Origin of the sequence: Yimella sp. cx-51, from assembly GCF_017654605.1 — a bacterium.
Lineage (GTDB): Bacteria > Actinomycetota > Actinomycetes > Actinomycetales > Dermatophilaceae > Yimella.
Genome location: NZ_CP072113.1, coordinates 1,985,495 through 2,001,541 on the forward strand (window position 1 = coordinate 1,985,495; position 16,047 = coordinate 2,001,541).

17 protein-coding genes are annotated in these 16,047 nt (G+C 66.2%); 5 read left to right on the forward strand and 12 right to left on the reverse strand.

The window, feature by feature from the left end; all coding sequences use genetic code 11:
* Positions 1-14 precede the first annotated feature (14 nt).
* Positions 15-1,499: a GTPase HflX gene (gene hflX / locus J5M86_RS09455; RefSeq protein WP_188060577.1), complete on the reverse strand. Its 1,485-nt coding sequence runs from the start codon at positions 1,497-1,499 to the stop codon at positions 15-17.
* 43 nt (positions 1,500-1,542) lie between these two features.
* A complete protein-coding gene (locus J5M86_RS09460; RefSeq protein ID WP_188060576.1) occupies positions 1,543-1,845 on the reverse strand; it encodes a hypothetical protein in 303 nt (100 codons plus the stop codon).
* Positions 1,846-1,883: 38 nt separating this feature from the next.
* Here J5M86_RS09460 and J5M86_RS09465 point away from each other — a divergent pair, with 38 nt between their 5' ends.
* Entirely contained in the window at positions 1,884-2,495 is a 612-nt protein-coding gene (locus tag J5M86_RS09465) for a class I SAM-dependent methyltransferase (protein WP_188060575.1), read from the forward strand.
* Here the strand turns inward: J5M86_RS09465 and dapF are convergent.
* From dapF to J5M86_RS09480, 3 genes are read right to left on the reverse strand one after another with little or no spacing between them, the layout of a single operon-like run.
* Positions 2,489-3,364 (reverse strand): diaminopimelate epimerase, encoded by an 876-nt coding sequence (gene dapF, locus J5M86_RS09470; RefSeq protein ID WP_188060574.1) that lies wholly within the window; start codon positions 3,362-3,364, stop codon positions 2,489-2,491. The genes J5M86_RS09465 and dapF overlap by 7 nt on opposite strands.
* Positions 3,352-4,308: a tRNA (adenosine(37)-N6)-dimethylallyltransferase MiaA gene (gene miaA, locus J5M86_RS09475; RefSeq protein ID WP_188060573.1), complete on the reverse strand. Its 957-nt coding sequence runs from the start codon at positions 4,306-4,308 to the stop codon at positions 3,352-3,354. Before miaA ends, dapF begins: the two co-directional genes overlap by 13 nt.
* 42 nt (positions 4,309-4,350) lie before the next feature.
* Complete coding sequence (locus J5M86_RS09480) at positions 4,351-4,626, reverse strand: acylphosphatase (protein ID WP_188060572.1); 276 nt, start codon at positions 4,624-4,626, stop codon at positions 4,351-4,353.
* A 416-nt stretch (positions 4,627-5,042) separates the two neighbouring features.
* Here J5M86_RS09480 and J5M86_RS09485 point away from each other — a divergent pair, with 416 nt between their 5' ends.
* Together J5M86_RS09485 and J5M86_RS09490 are read left to right on the forward strand one after the other, a co-directional pair.
* Positions 5,043-6,212: an RtcB family protein gene (locus J5M86_RS09485; RefSeq protein ID WP_188060571.1), complete on the forward strand. Its 1,170-nt coding sequence runs from the start codon at positions 5,043-5,045 to the stop codon at positions 6,210-6,212.
* A gap of 157 nt (positions 6,213-6,369) precedes the next feature.
* Entirely contained in the window at positions 6,370-7,323 is a 954-nt protein-coding gene (locus J5M86_RS09490; RefSeq protein WP_188060570.1) for a hypothetical protein, read from the forward strand.
* On the opposite strand, the gene trpS is transcribed toward J5M86_RS09490, so the two are convergent.
* The 4 genes from trpS to J5M86_RS09510 all read right to left on the reverse strand — a co-directional run bounded on the left by trpS (position 7,317) and on the right by J5M86_RS09510 (position 11,839).
* On the reverse strand, positions 7,317-8,387 hold the full coding sequence (trpS, locus tag J5M86_RS09495) for a tryptophan--tRNA ligase (protein ID WP_188060569.1): 1,071 nt from the start codon (positions 8,385-8,387) through the stop codon (positions 7,317-7,319). The two genes, J5M86_RS09490 and trpS, sit on opposite strands and share 7 nt — an antisense overlap.
* A 154-nt stretch (positions 8,388-8,541) precedes the next feature.
* A complete protein-coding gene (locus J5M86_RS09500) occupies positions 8,542-9,762 on the reverse strand; it encodes an MFS transporter (RefSeq protein ID WP_244328305.1) in 1,221 nt (406 codons plus the stop codon).
* A 120-nt stretch (positions 9,763-9,882) separates the two neighbouring features.
* A complete protein-coding gene (gene miaB / locus J5M86_RS09505; protein ID WP_188060568.1) occupies positions 9,883-11,403 on the reverse strand; it encodes a tRNA (N6-isopentenyl adenosine(37)-C2)-methylthiotransferase MiaB in 1,521 nt (506 codons plus the stop codon).
* A 43-nt stretch (positions 11,404-11,446) separates the two neighbouring features.
* A complete protein-coding gene (locus tag J5M86_RS09510) occupies positions 11,447-11,839 on the reverse strand; it encodes a hypothetical protein (RefSeq protein WP_188060567.1) in 393 nt (130 codons plus the stop codon).
* Positions 11,840-12,062: 223 nt separating this feature from the next.
* On the opposite strand from J5M86_RS09510, the gene J5M86_RS09515 reads away from it, so the two are divergent.
* Positions 12,063-12,470, forward strand: coding sequence for a YccF domain-containing protein (locus J5M86_RS09515; RefSeq protein ID WP_188060566.1), 408 nt, complete (start codon positions 12,063-12,065; stop codon positions 12,468-12,470).
* 221 nt (positions 12,471-12,691) lie between these two features.
* On the opposite strand, the gene J5M86_RS15470 is transcribed toward J5M86_RS09515, so the two are convergent.
* The 3 genes from J5M86_RS15470 to J5M86_RS09530 all read right to left on the reverse strand — a co-directional run bounded on the left by J5M86_RS15470 (position 12,692) and on the right by J5M86_RS09530 (position 15,001).
* The gene (locus tag J5M86_RS15470; RefSeq protein WP_244328306.1) at positions 12,692-13,405 is read right to left on the reverse strand and encodes a regulatory protein RecX; all 714 of its coding nucleotides are present in this window, start codon (positions 13,403-13,405) and stop codon (positions 12,692-12,694) included.
* 8 nt (positions 13,406-13,413) lie between these two features.
* Entirely contained in the window at positions 13,414-14,514 is a 1,101-nt protein-coding gene (gene recA, locus J5M86_RS09525) for a recombinase RecA (RefSeq protein WP_188060565.1), read from the reverse strand.
* A 259-nt stretch (positions 14,515-14,773) separates the two neighbouring features.
* Positions 14,774-15,001, reverse strand: coding sequence for a DUF3046 domain-containing protein (locus J5M86_RS09530; protein ID WP_223158497.1), 228 nt, complete (start codon positions 14,999-15,001; stop codon positions 14,774-14,776).
* Between the two features lie 66 nt (positions 15,002-15,067).
* Here J5M86_RS09530 and J5M86_RS09535 point away from each other — a divergent pair, with 66 nt between their 5' ends.
* On the forward strand, positions 15,068-16,042 hold the full coding sequence (locus J5M86_RS09535) for a nitrilase-related carbon-nitrogen hydrolase (RefSeq protein ID WP_188060563.1): 975 nt from the start codon (positions 15,068-15,070) through the stop codon (positions 16,040-16,042).
* Positions 16,043-16,047: the final 5 nt, after the last annotated feature.

The following is a 16,047-nucleotide window of genomic DNA, read 5'->3' on the forward strand; positions in this document are numbered from 1 at the left end:
TGCGCGGCTGGAACTCAGCTGGTCGACCGGATGGCGAAATCGGCGAGTGCGGCCTCCAGGCCGGGGTTGACCTTGGCGTGCACATGCGTGCCTTCGCCGGTGTGCTCGCTGCTGATCACTTCGGCCTCGTCGTGCAACCGGCTGAGCAGGTCGCCGCGGTCGTAGGGCAGCATCACCTCGACGCGGATCTGCGGACGCGGCAATTCGCGGGCGATGAGTTCGCGCAGTTCGGCGAAACCGGCTCCGGTGCGGGCCGACACTGCGATCGCGTACTTCTCCTCGCGCAGCAGCTGGTCGACGACCTCGGGGTCAGCGACATCGGCCTTGTTGATGACGATGACCTCTTTGACGTCGGTCGCACCGACCTCAGCCAACACCTCTCGCACGGCGCTGATCTGCGCCCGCGGGTCGGGGTGTGAGCCGTCGACGACGTGCAGCAGGAGGTCTGAATCAGCCACCTCTTCCAGCGTGGAGCGGAAGGCCTCGACGAGTTGGTGCGGCAGATTGCGCACGAATCCGACGGTGTCGGCAAGCGTGAACAGGCGTCCGTCGTCGGTCTCGCTGCGGCGCACCGTAGGGTCGAGGGTGGCGAAGAGCTGGTTCTGCACCAACACTCCGGCATTGGTGAGCCGGTTGAGGATCGAGGACTTGCCGGCGTTGGTGTAGCCGGCGATCGCGACGGACGGCACGTGCCCGATCTTGCGACCGTGCCGCTTGGTGTCGCGGATTGTCTTCATCGAGGCGATCTCGCGCTTGAGCTTGGCGATGCGGGTGTTGATGCGGCGGCGGTCGAGTTCGATCTTCGTCTCACCCGGACCACGCGAACCCATGCCCTGACCGCCTGCGGCCTGGCCACCGGCCTGCCGGGACATCGACTCACCCCAACCACGCAGACGCGGCAGGAGGTACTGCAGCTGGGCCAACTCGACCTGCGCCTTGCCCTCCTTCGACTTCGCGTGCTGGGCGAAGATGTCGAGGATCAACGCGGTGCGGTCGATGACCTTCACCTTGACCACGTCCTCGAGCGCGCGTCGCTGACCGGGGCTGAGTTCACCGTCAGCAACGACGGTGTCAGCACCTTCGGCGATCACGATCTGGCGCAGGTCGGCGGCCTTACCCGAACCCATCCAGGTGCCGGGGTCGGGCTTGCTCCGGCGCTGCATCACGCCGGCGAGGACGGTCGAGCCGGCCGTCTCGGCAAGTGCGGCGAGCTCGCGCATCGAGTTGTCGGCCTCCTCGACCGTCCCCTCGGTCCAGACCCCCGCGAGCACCACTCGCTCCAGCCGCAGCTGGCGGTACTCGACCTCGGTGACGTCCTGCAGTTCGGTCGACAGGCCCTCGACACGGCGAAGCGCCGCGCGCTCGGCACGGTCGAGTTGGTCACCGTCGGTGCTGGCGCCGTCGTCAAGCAGGAAGCCGTCCTCGTCGTACTCCAGGTCGAGGTCGGAGTCGGCGAGGGCGTCGGCGCGGCGGTTGAAGAAGTCGTGTTGCGAAGTCATGTTCTCCTCAGTCTCGCAAGAATCAACCGCTGCGGCGACTGCTTTATGCCGGTCCGTCCTGCGCACCCGGTGCCAGGCGGCGGTCGAGGTCGGCCGCAATCACGCCGGTCCATTCCCTCTCCGGCACCAGGCTGAGTTGGCGAGCCAGGTCGTACATCTCCAGTCTCCGCCCGTCCTGCAGCACCAGCGACCGACCCTCGATCGTTGCCGAGTGCCCGAGCCCGAGGCTGTAGATGCGGGCGCCCAGCAGCAACGAATCTGCCTGCCCGACCGTCAGGAAGGGTAGTTCCGGGTCTGGCTCGTGACGACGACGGCGCTTCTCGGCCCGCCCTCGAAGGAATCCCATGCGGCCATTCTCCTCACCGCTTAGTAGGTTGACCGGCGATGACATCGCACGATCACTATTTCTCCGCCGAGCCGGCCAGTGCCGACGAACGGCGCACGATCAACGTGCCGCTGGCCGGGGTGACGCGTGCCGTGCAGGTGGCTCCGGGCATCTTCTCCCCCGACCGCATCGACCAGGGCACCTCGGTGTTGCTGCAAAACGCTCCCCAACCTCCGGCAGAGGGCACCTTCCTCGACCTCGGGTGCGGCTGGGGGCCCATCGCACTCTCCCTGGCACTGCACTCGCCGAACGCGACGGTGTACGCCGTCGACGTCAACGAGCGCGCTCTCGATCTTGCTCGTGTCAACGCAGAGTCCTTGGTCCTCAAGGGAGTTCACGTGTCCGCTGCTCAGGAAGTGCCGGCGGACGCTCGCTTCGACCTGATCTGGTCGAACCCCCCGATCCGCGTGGGCAAAGCCATTTTGCACGACCTGATGCGTACGTGGTTGCCCAGGCTCACCGATGGCGGCGCCGCTTATCTGGTGGTGCAGAAGAACCTCGGCTCCGACTCGTTGCAGAAGTGGATCACCGAGAATCTTGACGGCCTGGCCGCCGAGCGCTTCACGAGTGTTCGGGGCTTCCGCATCCTGAAGGTGACGCGCGACTACTGAGGCGGCAGTTCGGCCTCGCCGTGTGCGACAAGCACTGCAGGTCCGGACAACGCGACCCGGTCAGCGGAGATGATGACGCCGAGCGTTCCTCCGGGCAGGTCGACCCGCCAGTCGAGCTGATCGGCAGGCTGCCCGCCCCACCACCACGTCGCCAACGCTGCTGCAGCAGCGCCGGTGCCACAGCTCAGTGTCTCGCCGGCACCACGTTCGTGTACTCGCATCGCGATGTGGCCGTGTTCGATCGCGCGCACGAAGTCGACATTGGTGCCGTGCGGTGGGTGTGGATCGACATGCGGAGCGGACGTGAGGTTCAACTGGCTCAGGTCGATGCTCGGCGGCAGCGCAACCACGGTGTGCGGAACGCCGGTGTCCAGGCTGAGCGCCGGAAGTGGGTCGGGCGCGCCGTGCACCTGCACCACCGAATCCATGCCGCGCTCCTGCGCCTCGGTCTCCCGCGAAAGGCGCCATGGTCCGAGGTCGGTGGCGAAACCCCCCGGCACCGTGGTGATCCGCTTCTGCCCGGCGCGGGTCGCGATCTCGAAGGTCTCATCGCTCACCAGACCGTGCTCGACGAGGTATCGGGCGAAGACGCGCGAGCCGTTGCCGCACATCTCGCCGATGGAACCATCGCTGTTGCGGTAGTCCATGAACCACTGCGCCTCGGGTGCCTGCGCGCGCACTTCGTCCGGCGCCGCAGCGATCGGCGCCACGCGGATGACTCCGTCACCACCGATACCGGCCCTGCGGTCGGCGAGGTAGACGACGTCCTGCGGGGTGAGGTCGAGGCTGCCGTCGAGGTCGGGCACGACAACGAAGTCGTTCTGGGTGCCGTGGCCCTTGCTGAACTTGATCGTGGTCACGATGGCCATTCTGCCTGCGGTGGTCGCTGCGACGCAGTGGTGTCCGTCGCAGCGCGCACCACCTGCAGGGCACGATCGATGAGATCCGGTGCGTCATGCGGCAACCAGGTGATCCGTGGATCGGGCCGGAACCACGAGAACTGTCTGCGTGCCAAGCGCTTGGTGGCCTGAGCGGTCTGCTCGATCGCCGCCTCCTGCGTCAGCTCGCCGTCCAGGTGGCGCAGCACCTGGGAGTAACCGATGGCCCGCGAGGCGGTGCGTCCATCACGCAGGCCGAGACCCTCCAGGCTGCGCACCTCCTCCTCGAGCCCGTCGTCCCACATCTGCCGGGTGCGCCGGTCGATCCGCTCGTCCAGCACAGACCGATCTGCATCGAGGCCGAGCATGACTGTGTCACGGACAAATTCGCGCTTAGGCATGCTCGCGCTGAAGGGGCGTCCGGTCAACTCGATCACTTCAAGCGCGCGAATCACCCGTCGCTCGTTGCTGGGCAAGATCTTCGCGGCCGCAGCCGGATCTTGTTGTGCCAGTTCTGCATACAACACGTGGATGCCTTGCTGCGCGGCTCGTTGCTCGAGCCTGACGCGCACCTGCGGATCGGTGGGAGGTATGTCGAGCACGTCGAGTGCGGCTCGCACGTACAAGCCGGTGCCGCCGACCAGGATGGGCACCCCGCCTCGGCCTGTTACGGATTCGATGTCGGAGCGTGAATGCTGTTGGTAGGCAGCAACACTCGCTTCGTCGGTGATGTCGAGCACATCGATCTGGCGGTGCGGAATCCCGGCTCGCTCGGGCTGCGGCACCTTCGCGGTGCCGATGTCCATGCCGCGATAGAGCTGGGAGGCGTCGGCATTGATGATCTCTCCGCCCAGCCGCCCCGCCAGTTCGATACCGAGATCCGACTTCCCGCTGGCCGTCGGGCCGACCACGGCAACCACCGGCCACGAGGTCATCGCGCAGGCTCCGGGGTGATCTCTTGAGGCATGTGGACGTCGTCAGTGCCGGTCGACGTCGAAGCCTTCGGCTCCGATGGGCGCGACCTTGCTGACTTCGACGTCTTCCACGTCAGCGCGCCGCGGCCCCTTGCGGCACCATTCCAGGATTTCTTCGATGGAGGTCCAGCCCCCCTCGAAGTGGGCCAGCACCGAACCGTCCGGCTCGTTGCGCACCCAGCCCCGCACTCCCAACTGCCGCGCGTACTCGGCGCAGGACGCACGGAAGAAGACTCCCTGCACTCGCCCGGTGATGCGCACCTCGACCGCTCGCAACATGCATCCAGACTAGATCTCGCGCGACGTGCAGCGCTTCCTACCCGGCCGAACACGCGGACCCGGGACGGTCAAGGGCTGCCTTCCGGAACGCTGACCATTAATCGGTTGCATCGATGTCGCACGCTCGGCACAGTTCTTCCCATGTCCATGACCACCTCGACCGTCCTGGTCGACACGCTCAACCCTCGCCGCCGCGAGGGCTACTTGGGCTGCCCCGAACTGGGGCCGACCACACGGACGAGGTGCGCGACCGACTGAGGTCGACGTGACCAGACATGCCCGGTGGTTACCCACCGGGCATTTCCGTTGTTCGACAACCATTTTCATCACCCCGGGATCTGCAGACGGCACCGTGCCGTCAATCCTCGGTGGCGAAGAACCATCCACACGCGGGATGAAACGAAAGGAGTACGACCATGCAGAAGATCAACGACCGGCTGTTGAACTGGGCAAGCATTCTGGAGGAGAACACACGCCAGCAGGCGGAGCTGACGGCGTCGATGCCCTTCATCTTCCCGCACCTTGCGCTCATGCCCGATGCCCATCTGGGCCGGGGTGCCACCGTCGGGTCGGTGATCCCGACCCAGGGCGCGATCATCCCGGCCGCGGTCGGCGTCGACATCGGCTGCGGCATGATCGCGGTGCGGACGCAGTTCACCAAGGCCGACATGACAGGTGACCTCTCCACGTTGCGGGAGCAGATCGAGCGGGCGATTCCGCTGTCAGCCGGTGGCGTGAACCGCAAGGTATCGCGGGAGCACACCCAGCAGCGGATCGACGAACTGGCGACCATGGCTACCGACGCAGGCTTCGACCCCACGCAGTGCGCCGGCAAGTGGCAGCTGCAGCTCGGTTCGCTCGGCTCGGGCAACCACTTCATCGAGGTGAGCCTGGACGAGAACGACCGGGTCTGGCTGTTCCTGCACTCGGGCTCGCGGGGTGTCGGCAACAGGATCGCCCAGCACCACATCAAGGTCGCGCAGCGGCTGGCGCAACAGTGGTGGATCCCGTTGCCCGACAACGACCTTGCCTACCTGGTGGAGGGCACGGACGAGTTCTGGGCCTACATCCGGGAGTTGCGGTGGGCGCAGCACTACGCCCTGCTCAACCGGGAGGAAATGATGGACCGGGTGATCACCCAGTTGGAGCACTGGATCGGCGCGCCGGTGCAGCAGCAGGAGCGGATCAACTGCCATCACAACTACACCGAGCAGGAGACCCACTTCGGCAAGCAGGTGTGGTTGTCCCGGAAGGGCGCGATCAACGCCGAAGCCGGCCGGCCGGGCCTGATCCCGGGTTCCATGGGCACGGCGTCCTATGTGGTGGTCGGCAAGGGAAACCCGTTGTCACTCAACAGCTCTCCGCACGGCGCTGGCCGGGAGTACTCCCGGAGCAAGGCCCGCAAGGCCTTCACCCGGGAGCAGCTCCAGGAGGCGATGGCCGGCATCGAGTACCGGGACACCGATGCATTCATCGACGAGATCCCGCAGGCGTACAAGGACATCGACCAGGTGATGGCGGACGCCGACGACCTGGTCGAGGTGCGGCACACCTTGCGACAGATCGTGAACGTCAAGGGCGACTAACCTTTTTGGTGGCTCCTTCGACGTTCGGACCCCTGGCGGGCACTTCGTTTCCGCCAGGGGTCCAAACCGTCCCACCACCGCGAGCCTCCCGCACAGCTCACCGTGGAAGCCACCACTGGCAGTCCTCAGCTCGTGGCTCTGCTGATTGACTGAGGTCATGGCACTCTTCCGACGCAAGAAGAAGGACGAATCCTCCGGGCAGCCGGGGCGCCAGGAGCGAGACGCGCACCTACCCGCCCTCACCGTCGACGAGGCGCGCCATCTCATCGAACTGGCGGCAGGCAGCTTGGTTCGCCGAGGCCATCTGGTGCAAGCCCACGGCGGTGTGCTGCAGGGCGATACCGGGCAGCATGTCGGGCTGGAGAACCTCTCACGCACCGTCGCGTCCGCACCCATGGACGACTGGCCCGCGATCGTCGATTCGCACATCAGCGCCCTCGCCGACACCTGGGACACCGAGGACACACCCGCCGATCCGCAGACACTGCTGATCAAACTGCGGCAGCGCGCAGACATCCCCGAAACCTTCTTCACCTACTCACCGCTCGAACCATTGCCCGGCATCGTCGGGGTGCTTGCTGCCGACCTGCCCCACGTCGTGAAGGAATTCGGCAGTCTCGATCTCGTCGGCGATCGCGATGAGGCGTACGACCGAGCGCTGCGCAACATCGCCGCCCTCCCGCTGCCCACGCACAGCACCTATTTGATCGACGAGACCAAGCCGAGCACCCTCCTGCACTTCTTCCGCTCCGCCGACTATTTCGGAGCGGCGCGCGTGGTGGTTCTGCCCGACCTGCTCCGCCGGGCGCTCGACACAGCGATTCCGCCGCACGGCGTCATCGTGGCGTTGCCGACCAGGCACTCACTGAACGTGCATGTGCCCCAGGACGCCGACACGCTCCAGGTGATCAACACCTTGGCCGTCGCCACCGTCAATCAGTACGACGCCGAACCCGGACCGGTCTCCCCCCACCTGTTCCACATCGGGCCGGACATGATCGCAACACAACTCACCCGTCTGGACGACGAGGGCAAGGTCATCGTGACAGTGGACGGTCCGATTCGCGACATGTTCGTCACGCTCGGACTCATCACCGACGGTGATCAGTAGTCCATCCGCATCACTGCCCTGACACTCGCCAAGGTGGCATCTGCAACCGACCGTGCCCGTTCATTTCCGTCCCGAAGCACCTGGTACAGGTACGCCGCGTCCTTGGCGAATTCCGCACGCCGTGAACGGTGTGCGGCCAGACCTTCATTGACCGCTTCGGTGACGACTCGCTTGAGAGCGGCAGCACCTCCATCACCGATCTCGGCTGCATGCTCGGCCGGTGAACGCCCAGCGAAACCGCTGGCGATCTCGAGCAACGACGCAACGTGCGGACGACGCCCCGGCTCGTAGGTGATGGTGCGCTCGGCATCAGTGCGAGCCTTCCGCACAGCCGCCGCCGTCTCGTCAGCCGACATCCCCAGGGTGATTGTGTTGCCCTTCGACTTGCTCATCTTCGTGCCGTCGAGCCCGAGCAGCAGCGGCGATTCGGTCAACAACGCGTCTGGTTCGGCGAAGACAGTTTCACCCCCGGCGTACCGATGGTTGAATCTGCGGGCGATCGCCCGGGTCTGTTCCACATGCGGCAGGTTGTCCTTTCCGATCGGGACGACATTGCCGTGGCAGAACAAGATGTCGGCAGCCTGGTGCACCGGATAGGTCAGCAACAGCCCTGACATGGGTCGGCCCCCGGTGGCTGCCAGTTCGTCCTTGACCGTCGGGTTGCGACGTAGTTCGGCATCGGTGACCAGTGACAGGAAGGGCAGCACGAGTTGGTTCAGCGCGGGCACCGCCGAGTGGGTGAAGATCGTCGTGCGGGTCGGATCGATACCGGCCGCCAGGTAGTCGAGCACGCACTCCTGCACGATGCGCTTGAGATCGCCTACGGCGTCCCGATCGGTGATCACCTGGTAGTCAGCGATGATGACGAACGAGTCGATTCCCTTGTCCTGCAGCACGACTCGATTTCGCAGGCTGGCGAGGTAGTGGCCGATGTGCAGTGGGCCGGTCGGCCGGTCGCCGGTGAGGACACGCAGCTTTCGACGCGCCGGGGTGTCTGGGCCGTCGATGACAGCTTGCAGGGTGTGGCTGCGGACGAGGGCTGCCTCGAATGATTCGTCAGACATGTGAACTCCTGATCGAAGTGATGACCGTCTCGCTGGGAGGTGTCCGCACATGCAAAACGCCGCCTCGTACGAGACGGCGCGAATGAACTGGGTAAGTCGATGCGGGCCGTCTAGGAGGGCGGCCACCACTGGGTGCGAGTGTTCGACATGGCGATCACAATACGCCCGGCTCCGAGCGTGCCGCACGACGCCGGCGCAGCAAGGGGATGATCGCGGCGAAAGCCAGCGCCAATCCGAACAGCGCCGCCACGTAGACAACGACACCGTTCCATCCGTCGGCGGTGAACCACACGCCAGCGAGCGCGCCGAGCACCGAACTGCCGAAGTAGTAGGCGAACAGGTAGAGCGCGCTGGCTTCGGCACGGTGTTCGGATGCGATCGCCCCGACCCAGCCGCTGGCGACCGAGTGGGCCGCGAAGAATCCGGCGGTGAAGAGCAGGACGCCGATGAGCACGGCCGTTAGGGCGGCGGGCAGCGTGATGAGCAGGCCGAGGACTGCGACGATTTCGGACACGACGAGCACAGGTTTGCGTCCGAACCGGTCGGCCAGGCGACCGGCGGCGGCAGATGACACCGTGCCAGCGAGGTAGAGCAGGAAGACCAGTCCTACTGCTGACTGCGGAAGGTGGAATGGCGCTGCGATCAAACGGAATCCGAGCATGTTGTAGACGGCGACGAAGCCGCCCATGAGCAGGAACGCTGTGAGGTAGAGCGCGATCAGACGTCCGTTGCGCAGGTGCCCGACCACGTTCGCGGTGGTAGTGCGCAACCCGACCGGTGCGCGGACGAAGGAGCGGGACGCCGGTGCCTTCCAGAGGAAGAGTCCGGTGAAAGCCAAGGCAGCCAGGCCGGCTGCTTCGAGTGCCCACCGCCAACCGGAGTGGTCGAGCACGAACGCGGCCAGCACGCGTCCACTCAACCCGCCGACGGTCGTGCCGGCGATGTAGCGGCCCATTGCTCCCCCGAGATGCTCGGGATCGACTTCCTCGGCGAGGTAGGCCATCGCCGTCGCGGGGATCCCGGCGAAGCAGACCCCTTGCAATCCGCGAATCGTCAGCAGGACACCCATCGACGGAGCGAGCGGCACGAGACACCCCAGAAGCGCCGAGGCGAGCGCGGCCGAGGCCATGACCCGCACTCGTCCGAATCGTTCCGACAGAGCGCTGGCGGGCACGATCGCGAGTGCCAGCGTCCCGGTGGTTGCCGACACCGCGAGGGCCGAGGTCGCCGGGCCGACGCTGAACTCGTCGGACAGTTCGGGCAGCACGGCCTGGGCGGCGTACATCGCCACGAAGGTGGCCATTCCCGCGGCGAACAGCGCCCAGGTGATGTCGCGGTATCCGGCTTCACCGCGCCGATACCCCTGGTCACTCACAATCGCCAGTCTGCCCCGCCCCCGCTTCGCAGGACGCACGGGTCAACTCGAGCGATCTGCTCGATGCTACGACGTGGCTCCTTCAGGATGAGCTGGTCCGGTGCCTGGACGTGCGAACCCTCAGAGTCCGCAAGAGGGTGCTTCCACCGGAGCCGGCTGGCCGATCGAGGGCATCCCGAGCGTCACCTTGGGCTTGGCGGTGGCACCGTCCGCTTTGCCGGCCTGCAGCGCCTCCCAGGCGTCGCCGCCACGCGAACGGCGGACGCTGAACGTCCCGCCGTCGAGCACCCCGTCGGCGATGAGGTGGTGGCCGGCGCCGTAGGTGACGTCGACGGTGGCGAAGTCACCCGGGCGGGGCAGTTCGACGCCTTCGGCGGTCGGGAGTGCGAAGTGCACGAGCCGGTTGTCCTGTGCGCGGCCCGACATGCGTCCGGTCTGGCTGTCGCGGCGCCCCTCGGTCGGGGCGACCAGCACCTCGATCGTTCGGCCCTCGATCGTGCGGTTCTCCTGCCAGGAGATCTCCTCCTGCAGCTCCAACAGACGCTCGAAGCGTTGCTGCACAACGGCTTTCGGCAGCTGGTCGGGCATCGTGGCGGCAGGAGTGCCGGGGCGAATGGAGTACTGGAAGGTGAACGCCGAAGAGAAGCGTGCCTCGCGGACGACGCGCATCGTCTCCTCGAAATCGTCCTCGGTCTCGCCGGGGAAGCCGACGATGATGTCGGTGGTGATCGCGGCGTGCGGGATGCGGTCGCGCACCCGGTCGAGGATGCCGAGGAACTTCGCCGAACGGTAGGAGCGCTTCATCTCGCGCAGCACCTTGTCCGACCCAGACTGCAGCGGCATGTGCAGCGACGGCATGACGTTGGGCGTCTCGGCCATGGCGTCGATGACGTCGTCGGTGAAGGCGGCGGGGTGTGGCGAGGTGAAGCGCACCCGCTCCAGGCCCTCGATCTCACCGCACGATCGCAGCAGCTTGCTGAACGCCTGACGGTCGCCGAACTCGACGCCGTAACTGTTCACGTTCTGACCCAGCAGCGTGACCTCGACGACGCCTTGGTCGACCAGGGCTTTCACCTCGGCCAGGATGTCGCCGGGTCGGCGGTCCTTCTCCTTGCCCCGAAGTGCGGGGACGATGCAGAAGGTGCAGGTGTTGTTGCAGCCGACCGAGATCGACACCCATCCGCTGTAGGCGGAGTCGCGCCGTGTCGGCAAGGTGGACGGGAAGGTCTCGAGCGATTCGACGATCTCGACCTGGGCCTCGGCGTTGTGACGCGCACGCTCTAGCAGCACCGGCAGTTGACCGACGTTGTGGGTGCCGAAGACGACGTCCACCCATGGGGCTCGCTCGACGATCTGTGCGCGGTCTTTCTGCGCGAGGCAGCCGCCGACGGCGATCTGCAGATCAGGGTTGATGTCCTTGGCCGGGCGCAGGTGACCGAGGGAGCCGTACAGCTTGTTGTCGGCGTTCTCGCGCACCGCGCAGGTGTTGAACACGACGACGTCGGGCACCTGTGGCCGCTGCTCCGGGGCAAGCGAAGCGCTGTCGACGAAACCGGCCGACTCCAGTAGGCCGCTGATCCGCTCGGAGTCGTGCACGTTCATCTGGCACCCGTGGGTGCGCACCTCATAAGTCTTCGCCATGACCGATCAAGAGTACGGCGTCGGATCGGGGCTGGCCGAATCGTCAGTCGCCCGACAACCGTTGCTGGGCCGCCCACTGCGCCAGGTCGTCATCACGTCGCGGCGGAGCAGGCGCGTCCTTGTCGAAGGCGAACCAGATTCCAGCCGCCAGAGCAGCCATGGAGAGCACGATGCCAGCGATGCCGTAGGGATCGCTGAGACCACCGAGCAGCACAATGGCCACCACCTGAGCGACTGCTGCCGCCGCCAGCACGAAGCCGGCGGCCCGGCTGCCCACCATGGCGACGACGGCGGCAATCAGACTGAGCACGACGACCAGGACGTACACCGCCAGGGGCGAATCGACATCGTTGGACATCGTTGCCTCGCCGCGCGGCGACCGCTCGCTGTCCTCGATGCCGTGTACCACAGCGCCCGCCAGCAGCAGAACGGACAAGACTGATGCGAGGAGAAACGACGGGACCGCAGCGCACACGCACAACACCCTGGACGGCCGCCATGCCTTCCGTTGCTCCATGTCGTCACCGTATCCCCGGCCCGCCGCGTGCACGCCGAAGCGAGGTCGGCCCCCCGTGAACGCGGACGGATATCGTGGTGGCCGGACCGGGATGCTGGTCAGCAGTTCAGTTCCAGACCGCACCAGCCTGAGGTGACCTCACATGAAAACCCTGCTCAACATCATCTGGTTCGTGTTCGCCGGCTTCTGGCTCTGGCTCACCTACATGATCGCCGGCGTGATCATGTGCATCTTCATCGTCACGATCCCCTTCGGTATCGCCTCGTTCCGCCTCGGCAATTTCGCGGTGTGGCCCTTCGGTCGCACCGTGATCGACAGACCGGACGCGGGCACGGCGTCGGCGATCGGCAACGTCCTGTGGTTCATCTTCGCTGGTATCTGGCTGGCCTTTGCGCACGTCGCGACAGCGTTCGCGCTGGCGATCACGATCATCGGCATCCCGTTCGCGTGGGCCAACCTCAAGATGATCCCGGCCGCCCTGGTGCCGCTCGGCAAGCAGATCGTCAAGAGCGACAACAACAGCCAGGGGTACTACCAAGTGCCCCGCTGACTCTGCGGCAGCGGGCGCCCTGAACTGCTGACGCCTGGTTCGGTGCGGGGCATCCCCTGCCCGAAGCTCTGCTGGTACGCCCAGTGCTGGTGCTCAGCCATCCGCCGCGCCTGCAGTTCTCGGTCGCGCGGTTTCGGTCCTCGCATGCGCCCGAGATTACGGAACTGTGGGGCGCACTCTGCGGTTGCGCGAAGCGCTTTCTTGCCGATCAGCCCAGTGTCTCAGTCGCGTTGGTGCTCATCTGCTTGCGCGATCGCCTCGCGGATGACCGACCACGACACCGACGAGGAGTAGCCCTTGCGCGCGAGCATGCCAGCCAAGCGCCGTGTCTGCACTGCTGCATCCAGGCCGTGCATGGACCGCATCTTCTTGGCCACCAGGGCGCGGGCTCGTTCTTTCTCCGCTTCCGGGTCGACCTCGTCGAGCGTGGCCCGGGTGATCTCGTCGTCGATGCCCTTCTTGCGCAACTCTTGCGCCAAGGCCCGTTTTGCCAAACCACGACCAGCTTGCTGGGAGCGCACCAGCATCGCGGCGTAGGCCTCATCGTCGATCAACCCGACCTCGGTCATCCGGTCGAGCACTGCGTCGGCGACCTCCGGGTCGCATCCACGCTGGGCGAGCTTGTCGGACAACTGCTTTCGGCTCCGCGGGGCCATGGTGAGTTGGCGCAGGACGATCGCCTTGGCGACGTCGTAAGGATTGGCCTCCGGATCCTGCTCCGGCGCAGGTGGCTGCCGCCGCGAGCGTGGTGGAGCATCACCGTCCGCCGAGCGCCGCGACCGCCGCTTCGAGGGGCGCCGAGGGCTGCTCGGCACCGGGCCCGGGTCGAACGGATCGACGTCTTCGACCTGCTCACGGCGCGTGGATGCGGGCAGGTCCGCCGGATCGACGAAATCCGGCGGACCTGCGACATCCCGATCAAAGGGATTGGTCATGACTGATCTCAGAAGTCGACGGCGACTTCTTTCAGGGCCGTCACGTTGTCGGCTTCTTCGCGGGCCGCAGCCGCCTCGGCGCTCTTGGGACCGATGCCGAGCTTTTCCTTGATCTTGCGCTCGAGTTCGTCGGCGAGGTCGGGGTTGTCCTTGAGGAAGTTGCGTGCGTTCTCCTTGCCCTGGCCCAGCTGGTCACCGTCGTAGGTGTACCAAGCACCGGCCTTGCGCACGAAGCCCTGCTCGACGCCCATGTCGATCAAGCCGCCCTCGCGGGAGATGCCCTGGCCGTAGAGGATGTCGAACTCGGCCTGCTTGAACGGCGGCGACACCTTGTTCTTGACCACCTTGACGCGGGTGCGGTTGCCGACCGGGTCGGTGCCGTCCTTGAGCGTCTCGATGCGGCGGACGTCGAGCCGCACCGATGCGTAGAACTTCAGTGCCTTACCACCGGTGGTGGTTTCGGGCGAGCCGAACATGACACCGATCTTCTCGCGCAGCTGGTTGATGAAGATCGCGGTGGTGCCGGTGTTGTTGAGCGCACCGGTGATCTTGCGCAGCGCCTGGCTCATCAGGCGAGCCTGCAGACCAACGTGGCTGTCACCCATCTCGCCTTCGATCTCGGCGCGCGGCACGAGGGCGGCGACGGAGTCGATGACGATGATGTCGAGCGAGCCGGAGCGGATCAGCATGTCGGCGATCTCCAGCGCCTGCTCACCGGTGTCGGGCTGGCTGACCAGCAGCGAGTCGATGTCGACACCGAGCTTCTTGGCGTACTCGGGGTCGAGCGCGTGCTCGGCGTCGATGAACGCTGCGATGCCGCCGTTCTTCTGCGCATTGGCCACCGCGTGCAGTGCCACCGTGGTCTTACCGGAGGATTCGGGGCCGTAGACCTCCACCACGCGGCCACGCGGGAGCCCGCCGATGCCGAGCGCGACGTCCAGCGCGATCGAGCCGGTGGGGATGACGTCGATCGGCGGACGGACGTCGTCGCCCAGTCGCATGACCGAGCCCTTGCCGTGGGCCTTCTCGATCTGGGCCATGACCGCGTCGAGCGACTTGATCTTGTTGGCGCTGTTGTCGACCGGCGTCTTTGTTGCTGCTGTTGCCATGAGGGTTGACTCCTACCTCGTTGCCTCGTGATGACCGCGCCTACCGGCGACCGTCCGAGCCCTGCGTACGTGGCCCGGTTGAGATCAGACGCTAAGTGCCACCACCGACAACCACCGCTGCCGTCCGCACGCCTGTGGACGAAGTGGCCTTGGTCGGGCACCTGTGGAGAACCCTACGACACATGATCGAACACTCGTACGAAGGTCACGTCCGCGTGTCGCGCCCGGATCAACCCGGTTCTTCAGGCTGCCAGACGTTTCAAATGTCTCGGCGCTCACGGATCGGCCGGTCGATACCGAGCCAACGTTCCTGCGGGATGTCCATCTCGCGACAGAGTGCCAGCCACACCGCGCGGGGCGACTCTCCCTCGTCCAGTGCAGCAGCGGCGGTGCGGCTGCCGAGGCCGTGCAGGGTGTGGCCGTCAACCAGCACCCGGCCGTAGCCGCTGCCGAACTCGTCATCGACCAATTGCCAGAACTCGCTCATGCGCACCCCCACAGTGTTGCAAGGTGCGGGGGCTGCGCCGAACCGCGTCGGCCATACTTTGCGACTATGAAGTTGATCACAGCGCAGCAGGTGCCCCCGTCGTTGGCTCGCGTCGACCAGCCAAACACCGACACCACCGAACCGGTGCGAGTGGGGTTGGTGCAGCACCACTGGCGTGCCGACGCTGATGCACTGCGTGAAGCCCTGCGCGGCGGCATCGAGCAGGCTGCCGAAGCGGGCGCGCGGGTCGTCTTCCTGCCTGAACTGACGTTGTCCAAATACCCCGCCGACGTGCTGCCCGAAGGCGATGCCGATCGCGCGGCCGAAGATCTGCTGGCCGGCCCAACCTTTGAGTTCGCGGCGGCGGCAGCCAAGGACTTCGACGTCCACGTGCACGCCTCGCTGTTCGAGAAGGCTCCCGGCGACGACGGCCGCGGACTCAACACCGCCATCCTGGTCTCCCCCAGCGGCGAACTCGTGGCCCGCACGCGCAAGACCCACATCCCGGTCACTGCCGGTTACTACGAGGACAAGTACTTCCGGCCAGGGCCGGCTCAGGACGCCTATCCCGTTGTGACACTCGATGATCCGGCGGTCAAACTCGGAATGCCGACCTGTTGGGACGAGTGGTTCCCCGAGGTTGCGCGCTCCTACGCGCTCGGTGGCGCACAGTTGTTGGCCTACCCCACAGCGATCGGCTCCGAGCCCGATCACCCAGAGTTCGACACCCAGCCGCTGTGGCAGCACACGATCGTGGGGCACGCCATCGCCAACGGGCTCTTCGTCGTCGTGCCGAACCGCACCGGCAACGAAGGGCTCAACACCTTCTACGGCTCGTCGTTCATCGCTGACCCCTATGGTCGCGTGCTCGTGCAGGCCCCCCGTGACGAGGAGGCAGTGCTGGTGGCCGACCTCGACCTCGCGCAGGGCAAGGACTGGATCGACCTGTTCCCGTTCCTGGCCACCCGGCGTCCCGACACCTATGCCGCGCTCGCCGAGCCCGTGCGTCCCGAACACGTGCGCGAGGACCCGAACCCGTGACCTGG

Bases quoted from the DNA above. Each gene is read 5' to 3' on its own strand.
- recA (WP_188060565.1), bottom strand. From the start codon at position 14,514: ATGGCAACAGCAGCAACAAAGACGCCGGTCGACAACAGCGCCAACAAG.
- J5M86_RS15470 (WP_244328306.1), bottom strand. From the start codon at position 13,405: ATGACCAATCCCTTTGATCGGGATGTCGCAGGTCCGCCGGATTTCGTC.
- trpS (WP_188060569.1), bottom strand. From the start codon at position 8,387: ATGTCTGACGAATCATTCGAGGCAGCCCTCGTCCGCAGCCACACCCTG.
- hflX (WP_188060577.1), bottom strand. From the start codon at position 1,499: ATGACTTCGCAACACGACTTCTTCAACCGCCGCGCCGACGCCCTCGCC.
- J5M86_RS09480 (WP_188060572.1), bottom strand. From the start codon at position 4,626: ATGTTGCGAGCGGTCGAGGTGCGCATCACCGGGCGAGTGCAGGGAGTC.
- dapF (WP_188060574.1), bottom strand. From the start codon at position 3,364: ATGGCCATCGTGACCACGATCAAGTTCAGCAAGGGCCACGGCACCCAG.
- miaA (WP_188060573.1), bottom strand. From the start codon at position 4,308: ATGACCTCGTGGCCGGTGGTTGCCGTGGTCGGCCCGACGGCCAGCGGG.
- J5M86_RS09485 (WP_188060571.1), top strand. From the start codon at position 5,043: ATGCAGAAGATCAACGACCGGCTGTTGAACTGGGCAAGCATTCTGGAG.
- J5M86_RS09535 (WP_188060563.1), top strand. From the start codon at position 15,068: ATGAAGTTGATCACAGCGCAGCAGGTGCCCCCGTCGTTGGCTCGCGTC.
- J5M86_RS09530 (WP_223158497.1), bottom strand. From the start codon at position 15,001: ATGAGCGAGTTCTGGCAATTGGTCGATGACGAGTTCGGCAGCGGCTAC.
- J5M86_RS09490 (WP_188060570.1), top strand. From the start codon at position 6,370: ATGGCACTCTTCCGACGCAAGAAGAAGGACGAATCCTCCGGGCAGCCG.
- J5M86_RS09515 (WP_188060566.1), top strand. From the start codon at position 12,063: ATGAAAACCCTGCTCAACATCATCTGGTTCGTGTTCGCCGGCTTCTGG.
- J5M86_RS09460 (WP_188060576.1), bottom strand. From the start codon at position 1,845: ATGGGATTCCTTCGAGGGCGGGCCGAGAAGCGCCGTCGTCGTCACGAG.
- miaB (WP_188060568.1), bottom strand. From the start codon at position 11,403: ATGGCGAAGACTTATGAGGTGCGCACCCACGGGTGCCAGATGAACGTG.
- J5M86_RS09465 (WP_188060575.1), top strand. From the start codon at position 1,884: ATGACATCGCACGATCACTATTTCTCCGCCGAGCCGGCCAGTGCCGAC.